Consider the following 15,058-nt stretch of genomic DNA (forward strand, 5'->3'; position numbering starts at 1 on the left):
GGGGAGGGTTCAGTGTGCCGTTCGGCGCGCCGTGTTCTCCCGCCACTCCCGGCCGATCGATCGCATCAGGGCCGGGTACACCCCCAGGTACCGGAAGGGTTTGATGCCGAGCATGTACAGGGAGCCGAGGCGGCCGTTGGGCTTCACCAGGACGGCCAGCTGGCCGCGGTAGCCGCCGTTCCCGTCGGAGACCCAGCCGATGTGCATCACCCCGTGCATGGTCTTGTTGGCGCACTCGGCGGCCCACTCGTCGTCTGTCTGGAAGACCGATGTGAAGGGCGCCGAGCTGAGGTCGGGCCCCCGCGGCCCCGCGCGCAGGTCGTCCGGCAGCCGGTCGCGCAGCGTCGCCACCCGGCCGCCGACGCCCGAGTCCGGCTTGTCCCAGCCGAGCAACGCGCCGAGCTTCCAGCGCACCGCGAAGAGGAAGCGGCCCACGGGGTTGCCGCCGTCCGGACCGTCCTCGCCGTCCGCCATCTGCCGGACCAGGTGGTGCAGGTCGTCCGGGCCGCCCGGCGTCGGCAGCGCCCACAGATCCTCGAGCCGGAAGTCGCCGGTGATCTCGTGGATCCGCCAGGGACGGGACGTGTGGTCGGTCGGGGGAAGGCGCAGATCGCTCATGGCGGATCCTTGTCTATACGGTGGCGTATAGATCGAGCATAGACCCATCTATACGGCTCCGTATACTGGCCGGGACATGTGAGGGGGAGACCCGGTATGGGCGCGATCCGTACGCCGCGGGACAGGTGGATCGAGGAGGGGCTGCGGGCGCTTGCCGCCGGCGGCCCCGAGGCGGTCCGGGTCGAGGTCCTCGCCCGGGCGCTCGGCGTCAGCAAGGGCGGTTTCTACGGCTACTTCCGCAACCGTGCCGACCTGCTGGCGGAGATGCTCGACGCCTGGGAGCGCGGGGTCACCGAGGAGGTCATCGAGCGGATCGAGCGCGACGGGGGTGACGCCCGCGAGCGGCTCGGGCGTCTCTTCGACTTCGTGGGGTCGGGCGAGACGCACGTGACCAGCGCCGGGGTCGAGCTCGCGATCCGCGACTGGGCCCGGCGCGACGAAGACGTCGCGCGTTGCCTGCGCCGGGCCGACAACCGGCGCATGGACTATCTGCGCGAGCTCTACGGGGCGTTCTGTCCCGACGAGGGCGATGTCGAGGCCCGCTGTCTGATCACCTTCTCGCTGCGCATCGGCGACCACCTCATCGCAGCCGACAACGGCCCGCGCAGCCGCACGGAAGTCCTCGCCGCGGTGAGGGACCGGTTGTTGGGCTGAGCGGTCCTGGCCGAGAAACGCTCGAGTCTGCCGGTGTCGGTCATCGCCCCGCCCCCGCCCGCCGCCGATGACGTCCTGGTGGCTCCGGAGCATCCACCCTGAGACCGAGCGGCCGCTCCTGCTGCGGGCGGACGCCCGGGGCGGGCCGCGTTTGAAAAGCTGTCGATCATGACGACCGTCTTACCGCCGGGCCCCGACGGCCTCCCCTATAACCGCCTGGACCACCTCACGGGCCGTCACCGCTGGTGGCGGCCCTTGGTCGGCACTCTGCTGTTCTTCGGCGCCTATCTCGTACTCAGCCTCCTGCTGCTCGCCCTCGCCTACGTCTTCGGTGAGCTGGCCGGAAGCCCTGAACTGCCCGATGGGGGACCCGACTTCGGTCCGCTGAGCAACACGGCACTGGACCTGACGTACATCGCGATCGCCCTGCCGCTGGTTCTGCTGGCCGTGTTGTGGCCGGGGCGGCGGCCGGCCGGGACGCTGTCGTCGGTGGCCGGACGGCTGCGGTGGCGCTGGCTGGGCTGGTGTCTGCTGGCCGCGGTGCTCCCTGTGGCCGTGCTGACGGGGACCGCGTTCCTCCTGCCCGACGGCGAGACCGGCGCGGGGGAGTCCGAGGTGTGGGTGGGCTGGGGCTCGTTCCTCACCTCCCTGGCCGTGCTGGCCGTCTTCGTCCCCGTCCAGGCCGCGGCCGAGGAGTACGTCTTCCGGGGCTGGCTGACACAGGCGGTCGGTTCCTTCGTCCGCTCTCCCTGGTTCGCGGTGCTCCCGCAGGCCGCGCTGTTCGCCGCCGCCCACGGCTGGGGCACCACGTGGGGCTTCATCGGCCTGCTGGTCTTCGGTGTGGTGGCGGGCTGGCTGACCATCCGTACCGGCGGCCTGGAGGCCGCCGTCGCGCTGCACGTCCTGAACAACCTGGTGGCCTTCGGCACCCTCGCCGCGGTCGTCAACGGCCTGACATCCGACGAGACCGCGGCCGACTCGCCCTGGTCACTCGCCCTCGCGGACGTGGCGACGACCCTGATGTACGCGGCGCTCGTGCTGTGGCTCGCCCGACGCCACCACCCGCAGCGCCTCGCCCCGCCGATGCCCCCGCCCGCCCCGCACCCGCCGTACGCCCCGTACCCGCCGTACGCCCCGTACCCGCCTTACGCCACGCCGCAGGGGGCCATGCCCGGCCACCCCTACGGCGTCCAGGGCGGCGTCGCCCCGCCTGGCACTGGCACTGGCACCGCATCTCACGGAGACGTACCGCCCGCTCCAGGGCCGTAGCCTCCGGGCAACCCGATCCCGCCCCGTCGCCGAGGCGGGACAGCGGTGTTACGGCGCCGGATCGAAGGTCACGTTGGTGTCGGGACAGTCCTGCGCGAGTCGGGTGAGTGCCTCGAACTCGACGGTGTCGACGGTGAGGCCCCAGCGGAGCTTGGTCCCGACCCACTCCGAGGTGTACCGGCACGTGACGCCGGCGGCCGGCGGCAGCCACTCGGCCGGATCCTTGTCGGCCTTGCTGCGGTTCGAGGCCGCGGTGACCGCGATGAGGGAGGTCAGGGCGTCGAGGTCGTTGGCGTACGCCTCACGCCGCTGGGCGGTCCATTGCGATGCCCCGGAATCCCAGGCCTCGGCGAGCGGCACCATGTGGTCGACGTCCAGGCCGCCGGCCTCGGTCACCCACCGGGCGTCGTAGTACGACCACCACCGCCCTCCGGAGAGCTTGCAGCCAGGGAGGACCTGGGGCGGGTCGACCGCCTCGGAGATGAGCACCTCCGCGCGCGTGTTGCAGCCGTCGGTGGGGTTCTGGCCCGCGTTCCAGTGCCGGAAGCTCGTGCGCTGGTAGCCGTCCCGCACCTCCTCCGCAAGGGGCAGGACGCCGACCGCGGTCGCCATCGGGAGGGTGCGCGGCTCGGCGGCCCGGCCGTGCGCCTGGGCCGGAGTGGATGCCAGAAGGGCAAGGACAACGAGTGTGACCGCGAGCGCGGCACGCCTGAGGTTTTTGATCACGCATCGCAGAATCGATCGCGTGTACCTCGTTCGAGGGGTTCGACTCGAACGAATGAGCCATATGGCTGCGCAGGTTCACCGGGCAGGTGTTCTATGGGGCACCCTGATGAGGGATTCCGGGAGCGGCGGGGGCCAGGGGGGAACGCCGTAGAGACCCGCCCCGTCGTCGTCGCCTGATCGCCGAGTTGTCGATCAAGGCTCACTGGTAAGCACTGCGACACCAAGAGTATGGTCTCTTGTATGGCGACAAAGAAGGTAACGGTGACGATTCCCGAGGATCTCCTGGACGAGATCCGTGCGGAGGCGGCCGAGAGGGGCCTTTCCGCGTACGTCGCCGAGGCTCTGCGCTTCAAGCGGGACCGGGACCGACTCAGTGAACTGGTCGGCTGGCTGCAGGAAGAACACGGCCCCGTCACTGAGGACGAGCGTGCGGCAGTCGTCGACGAGTTGGAGGATCTCGACGCCGAACACGAGCGGCGCCGCGCCACCGGAAGGCACAACGCCGGAGAGGCCGCGTGACGAAGCGGGTCGGTGAGTACGGACAGCGGCCGCTCCGTGTCTTCGTCCTGGACTGTGAAGCGCTGTCCCTGGCCGTGCGCGGCGACCGGAAGATGATCGCCTGGTTCGACCTCGCGGCGCGAGGGGAAGCCGAGGTGGTGACGTCCCCGATGACACTGGTCGAGGCGTACGACGGCAGGACGACCGAACAGCGCTGGGACTGGGTACTGTCCCGGCTGCAGGTCGTCGACATCGGAAAGGACGAAGCCCGCCAGGCACGTCGGCTCCTGGCCGACGCCAAGTTGCACGGCCACAAGTACGCAATCGACGCCGTGCTCGCCGTTATCGCGCTACAGCAGAAGGGCCAGGTCACAGTCTTCACCTCGGACGTCGACGACCTGGAGAAGCTGCTCCCGGACAGGATCGTCGTCAAGAAGGTGTGACCCGACCCGCTCCGGTGCCCGCAAACCGTGTCGGAGCCTGCGAACGACGACGTCCCCCGCTGTTCTTCCACAGCGGGGGACGTGCGTGGGGGACGGCCGGGAGCGGCGCTACTTCACCGGCTCCGGCTCCGGCGCGTTCTCCGAGTCCGTCGTGCCGGCCGGCGGCTCGCCGCCGTCGTTGTCGTCGTCACCGTCGGAACCCTCCGCGGGGACCGGCGTCTTGACGGAGTCCAGCAGGAGCTGGGCCACGTCCACGACGGTGATCGACTCCTTGGCCTTGCCGTCGTTCTTCTTGCCGTTCACGGAGTCCGTGAGCATGACGAGGCAGAACGGGCAGGCCGTGGAGACGATGTCGGGGTTCACCGACAGCGCCTCGTCGACGCGCTCGTTGTTGATGCGCTTGCCGATGCGCTCTTCCATCCACATCCGGGCGCCACCCGCACCGCAGCAGAAGCCCCGCTCCTTGTGGCGGTGCATCTCCTCGTTGCGGATGCCCGGGACGCTGGCGATGATCTCGCGCGGGGGCGTGTAGATCTTGTTGTGGCGGCCCAGGTAGCACGGGTCGTGGTACGTGATGATGCCCTCGACCGGCGTGACCGGGATCAGCTTGCCCTCGTCGACGAGGTGCTGGAGCAGCTGGGTGTGGTGGATGACCTCGTAGTCGCCGCCGAGCTGCGGGTACTCGTTGCCGAGCGTGTTGAGGCAGTGCGGGCAGGTCGCGACGATCTTCTTCGCGGACTTCGGCTTGCGGGACTCGTCGGTGACCTTGCCCTCGTCGTCCATCTCCTCGCCGAAGGCGGCGTTGAGGGACATGACGTTCTCCATGCCGAGTTCCTGGAACAGCGGCTCGTTGCCCAGGCGGCGGGCGGAGTCACCCGTGCACTTCTCGTCGCCGCCCATGATGGCGAACTTGACGCCCGCGATGTTCAGCAGCTCGGCGAAGGCCTTCGTCGTCTTCTTCGCGCGGTCCTCGAGCGCGCCCGCGCAGCCGACCCAGTACAGGTACTCGACCTCGGTCAGGTCCTCGATGTCCTTGCCGACGACCGGGACCTCGAAGTCGAGCTCCTTCAGCCACTCCAGGCGCTGCTTCTTCGCCAGGCCCCAGGGGTTGCCCTTCTTCTCCAGGTTCTTGAGCATCGTGCCCGCCTCGGACGGGAACGAGCTCTCGATCATCACCTGGTAGCGGCGCATGTCGACGATGTGGTCGACGTGCTCGATGTCCACCGGGCACTGCTCGACGCAGGCACCGCAGGTGGTGCACGACCACAGGACGTCCGGGTCGATGACGCCGTTCTCCTCGGCGGTGCCGATCAGCGGGCGCTCGGCCTCGGCGAGGGCGGCCGCGGGGACGTCCTTGAGCTGCTCCTCGGACGCCTTCTCCTCGCCCTCCATCGTCTTGCCGCCGCCGGCCAGCAGGTACGGCGCCTTGGCGTGCGCGTGGTCCCGCAGGGACATGATCAGCAGCTTGGGGGAGAGGGGCTTGCCCGTGTTCCACGCCGGGCACTGCGACTGGCAGCGGCCGCACTCGGTGCAGGTGGAGAAGTCCAGCAGGCCCTTCCACGAGTACTGCTCGACCTGGGAGACGCCGAAGACGTCGTCGTCGCCCGGGTCGGTGAAGTCGATCGGCTTGCCGCCGGACGTCATCGGCTGCAGGGCACCGAGGGCCGTGCCGCCCGTCGCCTCGCGCTTGAACCAGATGTTCGGGAACGCCAGGAAGCGGTGCCAGGCCACACCCATGTTGGTGTTCAGGCTGACCGTGATCATCCAGATCATGGTCGTGCCCAGCTTGATCATCGCGAAGAAGTAGACGAGGTTCTGCAGCGCGGCGACGCTCAGCCCCTTGAAGGCAAGGACCAGCGGGTACGACGCGAAGTACGCGGCCTCGTAGCCCTCCACGTGGTGCAGCGCGCCCTCCAGGCCTCGCAGCACGTAGATCGCCAGGCCGATGGTGAGGATGACGTACTCGACGAAGTACGCCTGGCCCATCTTCGAACCGGCGAAGCGGGACTTGCGGCCCGGGCGCGACGGCAGGTTCAGCAGCCGGATCACCATCAGCGTGGCGATGCCGAGGGTCGTCATCGCGGCGATGAACTCGATGTAGAGCTCATAGGGGAGGAAGCCGCCGATGACCGGCAGCGTCCAGTCCGCCTCGAACAGCTGGCCGTACGCGGTGATGATCGTCGGCGGCAGCGTCAGGAAGCCGATCGCCACGAACCAGTGGGCGATACCGACGATGCCCCACCGGTTCATGCGCGTGTGGCCGAGGAACTCCTTCACCAGGGTCACGCTGCGCTGGTAGGGATTGTCGGTCCGGGTACCGGCGGGGACCGGCTGGCCCAGCTTGAAATACCGGACGAACTGGCCGATCGCGCGTGCGAGCAGCGCGACGCCGACCACGGTCAGAACCAGCGACACGATGATCGCGGCGAGTTGCATGGGGGCTCCTCGGGCCTGCGAGGGGTTTCTGTCGGGGACTCTCCATAGCGAAGGGTTCCCGAGATTACTAAGCGGTAACTTATGCAGTCCGTCTGAGACTACCCCTATCCTCCGCCGCACTGTAGCCGGGTGGGGGGTGATCTGAATCGCTGAGGGTTGCCTCAGATCCGGTCGCGATCCGGTCGTGTTAGTCGTACCGAATTGTCATAGTCCCGCCTAACTTATATCCGTGCTCTACGGGATCACTGCCGCCGCCATCGCCCTTCTGCTCACCGCCCTGCTCGCGACCCTCCTCCGGGCGCCTGCCCGGTGGTCGCGGCTGGTCGACCGGCGGCGGCAGCGAGAGGTGCCGCTGTCCGGTGGCGTGGCCGTCGTGGTGGTCACCGGCGGGGTGGTGTGCGCCTACGGCTGGGTGGAGGGCGTGCCGACCGGGGGCGAGGTGCGGGAACTGCTCGTCGCCGGGGGCGTGGTGGCCCTGCTCGGGCTGGTCGACGACGTGTGGCGGCTGCGGCGGCGGGTGCTCTTCGCGGGTACGGCCGCGGCGGCGGCGTGCGTCGTGCCGTACGGGGAGACGGGCGTGGGGACCGGGCTGCTGGCCGTCGTGTGGGTCGCGGGGCTGACCCTCGGGTTCCGGGGGGTCGATCACGCCGACGGGCTCGCCGGGACCGTGGGGATCGTCACCGCCTTCGGGGTGGGGGTCTGCGCGGCGGTCGAGGTGATGGACGGGATCGCCGTGCTGATGAGCGTGCTGGCCGCCGCGCTGACCGGGTTCCTCATGCACAACTGGCATCCCGCCCGGGTCGCGCTCGGCGCGTGCGGGTCCATGTCCGCGGGGTTCGTGATCGCCATGGGGACCGTGTACGCGCGGGCCGGGTTCGGGCTCGGGGAGAGCGCGGGGGTGCTGTTCGCGCTGACCGCCCTGGTGTGTGCCGATGCCGGGCTGGTCCTGCTGTCGCGGCGGATGGCCGGCCGGGCCGTTCTCCGCAGTGGCCCCGACCATCTCGCGCACCGGCTGCGGCGGCTCGGGCTGACCGCGCCGGGGGCGAGTCTGCTGCTGGGAACCGGGGCGTTGTCCGGGGTGGCCGTCGGGGTACTCGCCCACGCCGGCTGGGTCGGCAACGACGTGCTGTGGTGGGTGGCGGGTGCGGCGCTCGTCGTCGTCCTCGCTGTGTCACGCGTCTCGGTGTACCCCTCCCGTGGCCCTCGGCGTGAGATGTCGCCGCAGGTCAGAGCCCCGTTGCGTGTAAGGAACGGATAAGACTTGAGTCCGGTCGACTCAGCTCTGTTGACCGGTTGCGGGCCGTCGTGCACACTTGAGTCCGTTCCACTCAAGTCAGCTGGAGGAATCAACCATGGCACGTGCGGTCGGCATCGACCTGGGCACGACTAACTCCGTCGTCAGCGTTCTGGAGGGCGGCGAGCCCACCGTCATCACCAACGCCGAGGGCGCCAGGACCACGCCGTCCGTCGTCGCCTTCGCCAAGAACGGTGAAGTGCTCGTCGGAGAGGTGGCCAAGCGCCAGGCGGTCACGAACGTGGACCGGACCATCCGCTCCGTCAAGCGGCACATGGGCACGGACTGGAAGATCGAGCTCGACGGGAAGCCCTTCAACCCGCAGCAGATCAGTGCCTTCGTGCTGCAGAAGCTGAAGCGGGACGCCGAGTCCTACCTGGGCGAGAAGGTGACCGACGCGGTCATCACCGTCCCGGCGTACTTCAACGACTCCGAGCGCCAGGCCACGAAGGAGGCCGGCGAGATCGCGGGCCTCAACGTCCTGCGCATCGTCAACGAGCCCACCGCGGCCGCCCTGGCGTACGGCCTCGACAAGGACGACCAGACCATCCTGGTCTTCGACCTCGGTGGCGGTACGTTCGACGTCTCGCTGCTGGAGATCGGCGACGGCGTCGTCGAGGTGAAGGCCACCAACGGTGACAACCACCTCGGTGGTGACGACTGGGACCAGCGCATCGTCGACTACCTGGTCCAGCAGTTCCAGTCCGGCCACGGCGTGGACCTGGGCAAGGACAAGATGGCCCTGCAGCGTCTGCGCGAGGCCGCCGAGAAGGCGAAGATCGAGCTGTCCTCGTCCACCGAGACCTCGATCAACCTGCCCTACATCACCGCCTCCGCCGAGGGCCCCCTGCACCTCGACGAGAAGCTCACCCGCGCCCAGTTCCAGCAGCTGACCGCGGACCTGCTGGAGCGCTGCAAGACGCCGTTCCACAACGTCATCAAGGACGCCGGGATCAACCTCTCCGAGATCGACCACGTCGTTCTCGTCGGTGGCTCCACGCGTATGCCCGCCGTCGCCGAGCTGGTCAAGGACCTGACCGGCGGCAAGGACGCCAACAAGGGCGTCAACCCGGACGAGGTCGTCGCCATCGGCGCCGCCCTGCAGGCCGGTGTCCTCAAGGGCGAGGTCAAGGACGTCCTGCTCCTCGACGTCACCCCGCTGTCCCTCGGTATCGAGACCAAGGGCGGCATCATGACCAAACTCATCGAGCGGAACACGACGATCCCGACCAAGCGGTCCGAGATCTTCACCACCGCCGAGGACAACCAGCCCTCCGTGCAGATCCAGGTCTACCAGGGCGAGCGCGAGATCGCGGCGTACAACAAGAAGCTCGGGATGTTCGAGCTGACCGGTCTGCCCCCGGCGCCGCGCGGCGTCCCGCAGATCGAGGTGTCCTTCGACATCGACGCCAACGGCATCATGCACGTCACGGCGAAGGACCTCGGCACCGGCAAGGAGCAGAAGATGACCGTCACCGGCGGCTCCTCGCTGCCGAAGGACGAGGTCGACCGCATGCGCCAGGAGGCCGAGCAGTACGCGGAGGAGGACCACAAGCGCCGCGAGGCCGCTGAGTCCCGCAACCAGGGCGAGCAGCTCGTCTACCAGACCGAGAAGTTCCTCAAGGACAACGAGGACAAGGTCCCGGGCGAGATCAAGACCGAGGTCGAAGAGGCCGTGGGCGAGCTGAAGGAAAAGCTCAAGGGCGAGGACTCGGCCGAGATCCGCACCGCCACGGAGAAGGTCGCGGCCGTCTCGCAGAAGCTCGGCCAGGCCATGTACGCCGACGCGAACGCCGCGCAGGCCGACGGCGCCTCCGCCGGAGCCGGCGCGGGTGCCGGGGCCGGTGACGCCAAGGCCGACGACGACGTCGTCGACGCCGAGATCGTCGACGAGGACCGGAAGGACGGTGCCGCGTGACGGAGGAGACCCCGGGCTTCGACGAGCAGCAGCCCGACGTCCCTTCCGGCGCCACCTCCGATGACGCCGAGCCGAAGGCCGCCTCCTCCTCCGAGGAGGGGGCGGCCCCGGCCGGGGACACGGGACAGGACGTGGCCCTGGTGGCCCAGCTGGACCAGGCCCGCACGGCGCTCAACGAGCGCACGGGCGACCTCCAGCGCCTCCAGGCCGAGTTCCAGAACTACCGCCGCCGGGTCGAGCGCGACCGGATCGCGGTCAAGGAGATCGCCATCGCGAACCTCCTGACCGAGCTCCTGCCCGTGCTCGACGACATCGGCCGCGCACGCGAACACGGCGAACTGGTCGGCGGCTTCAAGTCCGTCGCCGAGTCGCTGGAGAGCACCGCGGCGAAGATGGGCCTGCAGCAGTTCGGCAAGGAGGGCGAGCCCTTCGACCCGACGATCCACGAAGCCCTGATGCACAGCTACGCACCGGACGTCACCGAGACGACGTGCGTGGCGATTCTGCAGCCCGGGTACCGGATCGGCGAGCGCACCATCCGCCCCGCGCGGGTGGCGGTGGCCGAACCCCAGCCGGGGGCACAGACGGTCAAGGCGGACGAGTCCGCCGACGCCGACGACAAGGAGAGCGGTGGCCCGGACGAGGGCTGACGTCATAACGGACGACAGGAAGGAGGGGCGTCGAGGATGAGCACCAAGGACTTCATCGAGAAGGACTACTACAAGGTCCTCGGCGTCCCCAAGGACGCCACCGAGGCCGAGATCAAGAAGGCGTACCGGAAGCTCGCCCGCGAGAACCACCCGGACGCCAACAAGGGAAACGTCAAGGCGGAGGAGCGCTTCAAGGAGATCTCCGAGGCCAACGACATTCTCGGCGACCCCAAGAAGCGCAAGGAGTACGACGAGGCACGCGCCCTCTTCGGCAACGGCGGCTTCCGGCCGGGGCCCGGCGGGAGCGGCGGTTCCTTCAACTTCGACCTGGGCGACCTCTTCGGAGGCGGCCCCCAGGGCCAAGGACAGGGAGCCGGCGGCTTCGGCGGCGGGATCGGTGACGTCTTCGGGGGCCTGTTCAACCGCGGCGGCGCGGGCGCGGGGACGCGCACGCACCCGCGGCGCGGCCAGGACATCGAGTCCGAGGTCACGCTCAGCTTCACCGAGGCGATCGAGGGCGCGACGGTCCCGCTGCGGATGTCCTCGCAGTCACCCTGCAAGGCCTGCTCGGGCACCGGCGACAAGAACGGCACACCGCGCGTGTGCCCGACCTGCGTCGGCACCGGGCAGGTCGCCCGGGGCAGCGGCGGGGGCTTCTCCCTCACCGACCCCTGCCCGGACTGCAAGGGCCGCGGCCTGATCGCGGAGCACGCCTGCGAGGTCTGCAAGGGCAGCGGCCGGGCCAAGTCCTCGCGGACCATGCAGGTGCGCATCCCCGCGGGCGTCAGCGACGGCCAGCGGATCCGGCTGCGCGGCAAGGGAGCACCCGGTGAGCGGGGCGGCCCGGCGGGCGACCTGTACGTGGTCGTGCACGTCGACTCCCACCCGGTGTTCGGCCGCAAGGACGACAACCTCACCGTCACCGTCCCGGTGACCTTCGCCGAGGCGGCCCTCGGCGGCGAGGTCCGGGTGCCGACGCTGGGCGGCCCGCCCGTCACGCTGAAGCTGCCGCCGGGCACGCCCAACGGCCGCACCATGCGCGCCCGGGGCAAGGGCGCGGTCCGCAAGGACGGCACCCGCGGGGACCTTCTGGTCACGGTCGAAGTGAGTGTTCCGACGGACCTGACGGGGAAGGCTCGTGACGCACTCGAGGCGTATCGCGAGGCGACTTCGGGTGAGGATCCGCGGGCGGATCTGTTCCAGGCCGCGAAGGGAGCATGAGTCAGATGGACGGTCGTCGGCGCAATCCGTATGAACTGACCGAGGAAACCCCGGTCTACGTCATCTCGGTGGCGGCCCAGCTGTCCGGCCTGCACCCCCAGACCCTGCGCCAGTACGACCGCCTGGGCCTGGTGTCCCCCGACCGCACCGCCGGCCGGGGCCGGCGCTACTCGGCCCGCGACATCCAGCTGCTCCGCCAGGTGCAGCAGCTGTCGCAGGACGAGGGCATCAACCTCGCCGGCATCAAGCGCATCATCGAACTGGAGAACCAGGTCGCCGCGCTCCAGGCCCGTGCGGCCGAACTGGAGAACGCGCTCGACGGCGCGGCGGCGGCGATGCGCCAGCGCGAGGCGGCGGTGCACGCGTCGTACCGCCGCGACCTCGTGCCGTACCAGGAGGTCCAGCAGAGCAGCGCGCTGGTGGTGTGGCGGCCGAAGCGGCAGCAGCAGTCGGACTGACGCATGCGTGTGTGAACACATGCGAAAGGGGCCGGGAGGCAACTCCCGGCCCCTTTCGCATGCCTTGGCCCGGTTTCGCTGGGTCTCCCGCCGATGGGTGGCCCGTGCAGGGAACCTGGAGATGATTCCGCAGAGTCTTCACAACGCTCGCGGAGCGTGGTGTTGTCATCTCGTTAAGTGCTTCCGCTTGACGCTGGGGGCCGCGTCCGCGTTGGCTTTTCAGTCACATGGGCCACAAAGCTGTGCCCACGTCCGAATCACACGTGAAGTGAGCTCCCGACATGCGTCGTCGTATCTCCATATCCGTGGCCGCGGCCGCGATGTCCGTCACGCTCGCCGGCTGCGGCGCGCTCAACGCGACGGGGAGCAGTGACGACGCGAGCCCGGCCAAGGGCAACGACATCACGGTGGGCCTGTTGCTCCCGGAGAAGGCGAACACCCGGTACGAGAACTTCGACTACCCGATCATCAAGACGAAGGTCGAGTCCCTCACCAACAACAAGGGCCGCGTCGAGTACGCCAACGCCGAGGCGGACGCCGACACACAGGCGGGCCAGCTGCAGAAGATGATCGACGATCGGGTCGATGTGATCCTGCTGGACGCGGTCGACTCGCAGGCCATCGCGAGCGGCGTCAAGAAGGCCAAGGAGGCGGGCATCCCGGTCATCGCCTACGACCGGCTGGCCGAGGGACCGATCGAGGCCTACATCTCCTTCGACAACGAGCTGGTCGGCGAGGTCCAGGGGCGCACCCTGCTGGAGGCCATCGGCGAGGACGCGAGCCTCTCCGACAAGATCGTCATGATGAACGGCTCGTCGACCGACCCGAACGCCAAGCAGTTCAAGGCGGGTGCGATGTCCGCGCTGAACGGCAAGGTGACGATCGCGCAGTCCTTCGACACGAAGGACTGGAAGCCGGAGAACGCCGAGGCCAACATGGCCGAGGCGATCCAGGCGATCGGCAAGGACGACATCGCCGCCGTCTACTCCGCCAACGACGGCATGGCCGGCGGCATCGTCAAGGCGCTGGAGGCCGCGGGCGTGACCGACCTGCCCCCGATCACCGGGCAGGACGCGGAGCTCCCGGCGGTGCAGCGGATCATCGCGGGCGAGCAGTACATGAGCGTGTACAAGTCGTACCCGCAGGAGGCCGAGAACGCCGCGGAGATGGCCGTGGCCAAGGTCCAGGGCCGGGACATCCAGTTCGCCGCCCTCACCCGCGACAAGGTCGACAGCCCCACCCACAAGGGCATCCCGGCCCAGCTCGTGCCCGTGGTCGCGCTGACGAAGGGGAACATCAAGGACACGGTGGTCGCGGACGACATCTACAAGCTGTCGGACATCTGCACGGCCAAGTACCGGGCGGCGTGCCAGGCGATCGGCCTGAAGTGAGCCGGTGAGGAGCTGCTTCGCGCGCACGAGCTGCTTCGTGCGTACGAGCGGCTTCGCGCGTACGGAGCCGCTCAGCCCCGGTGGGCCGCCTCGCGCTCCGGCGCTCCCGGTGTGCCGGCCCTGCCCGGCCGTCCGGCCAGGGTGATCGCCCGGAGCAGCCACTCGGCGGGCCCGTGCCGGTGGCGCCGTGTCCACACCGTGCTGAGAGCGAGCTGCAGCGCGTAGACGGCGGCCGCGAGCAGCAGCACGGCGGCCGGTCCCACCTGCCCGTAGAGGGACAGCCCGTACGCCGTGGCCACGAACATCATGATCAGGGACTGCCCGAGGTAGTTCGTGAGCGCCAGGCGCCCCGCCGGGACGAACAGCCGCCGCACCCGGTCTCCCCGCGACGAGTGCAGGAGAAGCAGCAGGAGGCAGGCGTACGCGGCCGACAGGGCGGGTGCCGTCAGCATGCCGACGCCGATGCCCAGGAGTTGCCACCGGGCCTCCAGCGGACCGTCCGCCGCGGAGGCGAAGAAGAGGGCCCCCGGGACTCCGACGGACAGTCCGACAGCCGTGACGCGCAGCAGTCGGGGCCGGTCCGCTCCGCCGGATGCGAGCAGACGCCGCTTCCCCGCGGCCAGACCGAGGAGAAACGCGCCGAGCACGCCCGGAGCCATGAGGAGGGAACCGAGGAGCGCCTCGGGCAGCCGGTCCAGGTTCTCCTGGACGACGGTGCCGGGACTGCCGCGGTAGGCGGCCACGGGCTGCGCGATCCGCTCGTGCGACGCGGGCTCCTCGTCGTCCACCCGCGTGGCCAGCGCCCCCAGTCCGGTGAGGACGACGACGTAGACCCCGTAGATCCAGGCGGCGGCCTTCACGGCGGTGGCCGGTCCGATCCGGCGAGCGCACAGCAGGATCAGGCCGAGGAGGCCGTAGGTCAGCAGGATGTCGCCGCTGTACAGCAGGATCGCGTGCGCCAGTCCGAGCAGCACCAGGCCGAGGGAGCGGCGCAGAAAGCGCGCGGTGGCGTTTCCTCCGTCCCGCTCGGCGGAGGCCTGTTGCAGGGTGAGGCTGTAGCCGAACAGGAACGAGAACAGCAGGTAGAACTTGAAGGTCGCCAGCGCCGTCACCAGCCAGACGGCGGCCTGGTCCCACAGGGGCGCCCCCGGCCGGCGGATCCCCTCCGCGACGTAAGGGTCCATCATCTGGGCGCTGTTGACCACCAGGATGCCCAGCAGGGCGAAACCCCGCAGCGCGTCGACGGCGGGCAGACGCCGGGGGTCCACCCCGGTGTTGACGGTCACGGGGCCTCCGAGGTGTCCGTGGACGGCCTGGTCGGGACCCGCCCTCACAGAGGGTCACACGCCGGCTGCGCCCGCACCACCCCCCTCAGGTTTCAGCAGCCCGTGAGGGGGGTGTATTCGGCGGCAAAACGGCTGGAAAAGGGCCGTGGGTGCGGGGGAGCCGTGTTGCGGAGCAGGGCCGGTCCGCGCATAGTTG

14 protein-coding genes are annotated in these 15,058 nt (G+C 69.6%); 10 read left to right on the plus strand and 4 right to left on the minus strand.

The window, feature by feature from the left end; translation table 11 throughout:
* Positions 1-9: 9 nt before the first annotated feature.
* Positions 10-618 (minus strand): DUF2867 domain-containing protein, encoded by a 609-nt coding sequence (locus OHU35_RS22720; RefSeq protein WP_189725653.1) that lies wholly within the window; start codon positions 616-618, stop codon positions 10-12.
* A gap of 96 nt (positions 619-714) precedes the next feature.
* Here OHU35_RS22720 and OHU35_RS22725 point away from each other — a divergent pair, with 96 nt between their 5' ends.
* Entirely contained in the window at positions 715-1,272 is a 558-nt protein-coding gene (locus OHU35_RS22725) for a TetR/AcrR family transcriptional regulator (RefSeq protein ID WP_189725654.1), read from the plus strand.
* Between the two features lie 168 nt (positions 1,273-1,440).
* A complete protein-coding gene (locus OHU35_RS22730) occupies positions 1,441-2,541 on the plus strand; it encodes a CPBP family intramembrane glutamic endopeptidase (RefSeq protein ID WP_229873068.1) in 1,101 nt (366 codons plus the stop codon).
* A 48-nt stretch (positions 2,542-2,589) separates the two neighbouring features.
* Here the strand turns inward: OHU35_RS22730 and OHU35_RS22735 are convergent, their stop codons facing one another.
* The gene (locus tag OHU35_RS22735) at positions 2,590-3,267 is read right to left on the minus strand and encodes an HNH endonuclease family protein (RefSeq protein WP_189725655.1); all 678 of its coding nucleotides are present in this window, start codon (positions 3,265-3,267) and stop codon (positions 2,590-2,592) included.
* A 240-nt stretch (positions 3,268-3,507) separates the two neighbouring features.
* Between OHU35_RS22735 and OHU35_RS22740 the strand changes: the two genes are divergently transcribed.
* Together OHU35_RS22740 and OHU35_RS22745 are read left to right on the plus strand one after the other, a co-directional pair.
* Positions 3,508-3,786, plus strand: coding sequence for a CopG family transcriptional regulator (locus OHU35_RS22740; protein WP_189725656.1), 279 nt, complete (start codon positions 3,508-3,510; stop codon positions 3,784-3,786).
* Positions 3,783-4,208, plus strand: coding sequence for a PIN domain-containing protein (locus OHU35_RS22745; RefSeq protein ID WP_189725657.1), 426 nt, complete (start codon positions 3,783-3,785; stop codon positions 4,206-4,208). The genes OHU35_RS22740 and OHU35_RS22745 overlap by 4 nt, the downstream gene beginning before the upstream one ends.
* Positions 4,209-4,316: 108 nt before the next feature.
* On the opposite strand, the gene OHU35_RS22750 is transcribed toward OHU35_RS22745, so the two are convergent.
* On the minus strand, positions 4,317-6,644 hold the full coding sequence (locus OHU35_RS22750; RefSeq protein ID WP_189725658.1) for a (Fe-S)-binding protein: 2,328 nt from the start codon (positions 6,642-6,644) through the stop codon (positions 4,317-4,319).
* Between the two features lie 229 nt (positions 6,645-6,873).
* On the opposite strand from OHU35_RS22750, the gene OHU35_RS22755 reads away from it, so the two are divergent.
* The 6 genes from OHU35_RS22755 to OHU35_RS22780 all read left to right on the plus strand — a co-directional run bounded on the left by OHU35_RS22755 (position 6,874) and on the right by OHU35_RS22780 (position 13,576).
* The gene (locus OHU35_RS22755; protein ID WP_189725659.1) at positions 6,874-7,902 is read left to right on the plus strand and encodes an MraY family glycosyltransferase; all 1,029 of its coding nucleotides are present in this window, start codon (positions 6,874-6,876) and stop codon (positions 7,900-7,902) included.
* Between the two features lie 94 nt (positions 7,903-7,996).
* Entirely contained in the window at positions 7,997-9,856 is a 1,860-nt protein-coding gene (dnaK, locus tag OHU35_RS22760; RefSeq protein ID WP_233878706.1) for a molecular chaperone DnaK, read from the plus strand.
* The gene (gene grpE / locus OHU35_RS22765; RefSeq protein WP_189725661.1) at positions 9,853-10,506 is read left to right on the plus strand and encodes a nucleotide exchange factor GrpE; all 654 of its coding nucleotides are present in this window, start codon (positions 9,853-9,855) and stop codon (positions 10,504-10,506) included. Before dnaK ends, grpE begins: the two co-directional genes overlap by 4 nt.
* A 36-nt stretch (positions 10,507-10,542) precedes the next feature.
* Positions 10,543-11,727, plus strand: a complete 1,185-nt coding sequence (gene dnaJ, locus OHU35_RS22770) for a molecular chaperone DnaJ (protein ID WP_189725662.1) — start codon at positions 10,543-10,545, stop codon at positions 11,725-11,727.
* A gap of 5 nt (positions 11,728-11,732) precedes the next feature.
* The gene (locus tag OHU35_RS22775; RefSeq protein WP_184594941.1) at positions 11,733-12,185 is read left to right on the plus strand and encodes a heat shock protein transcriptional repressor HspR; all 453 of its coding nucleotides are present in this window, start codon (positions 11,733-11,735) and stop codon (positions 12,183-12,185) included.
* A 281-nt stretch (positions 12,186-12,466) separates the two neighbouring features.
* Complete coding sequence (locus tag OHU35_RS22780) at positions 12,467-13,576, plus strand: sugar ABC transporter substrate-binding protein (protein ID WP_189725663.1); 1,110 nt, start codon at positions 12,467-12,469, stop codon at positions 13,574-13,576.
* Between the two features lie 71 nt (positions 13,577-13,647).
* Here the strand turns inward: OHU35_RS22780 and OHU35_RS22785 are convergent, their stop codons facing one another.
* Positions 13,648-14,862, minus strand: coding sequence for a DUF418 domain-containing protein (locus OHU35_RS22785; RefSeq protein ID WP_229873069.1), 1,215 nt, complete (start codon positions 14,860-14,862; stop codon positions 13,648-13,650).
* Positions 14,863-15,058: the final 196 nt, after the last annotated feature.

This window comes from Streptomyces purpurascens (genome assembly GCF_045040895.1).
GTDB classification, from domain to species: Bacteria; Actinomycetota; Actinomycetes; order Streptomycetales; family Streptomycetaceae; genus Streptomyces; species Streptomyces purpurascens.

What these genes read in the sequence shown, in the direction of transcription:
- OHU35_RS22730 (WP_229873068.1), top strand. Translation starts at nt 1,441, where the DNA reads ATGACGACCGTCTTACCGCCGGGCCCCGACGGCCTCCCCTATAACCGC.
- dnaK (WP_233878706.1), top strand. Translation starts at nt 7,997, where the DNA reads ATGGCACGTGCGGTCGGCATCGACCTGGGCACGACTAACTCCGTCGTC.
- OHU35_RS22775 (WP_184594941.1), top strand. Translation starts at nt 11,733, where the DNA reads ATGGACGGTCGTCGGCGCAATCCGTATGAACTGACCGAGGAAACCCCG.
- OHU35_RS22750 (WP_189725658.1), bottom strand. Translation starts at nt 6,644, where the DNA reads ATGCAACTCGCCGCGATCATCGTGTCGCTGGTTCTGACCGTGGTCGGC.
- OHU35_RS22780 (WP_189725663.1), top strand. Translation starts at nt 12,467, where the DNA reads ATGCGTCGTCGTATCTCCATATCCGTGGCCGCGGCCGCGATGTCCGTC.
- OHU35_RS22720 (WP_189725653.1), bottom strand. Translation starts at nt 618, where the DNA reads ATGAGCGATCTGCGCCTTCCCCCGACCGACCACACGTCCCGTCCCTGG.
- OHU35_RS22725 (WP_189725654.1), top strand. Translation starts at nt 715, where the DNA reads ATGGGCGCGATCCGTACGCCGCGGGACAGGTGGATCGAGGAGGGGCTG.
- dnaJ (WP_189725662.1), top strand. Translation starts at nt 10,543, where the DNA reads ATGAGCACCAAGGACTTCATCGAGAAGGACTACTACAAGGTCCTCGGC.
- OHU35_RS22740 (WP_189725656.1), top strand. Translation starts at nt 3,508, where the DNA reads ATGGCGACAAAGAAGGTAACGGTGACGATTCCCGAGGATCTCCTGGAC.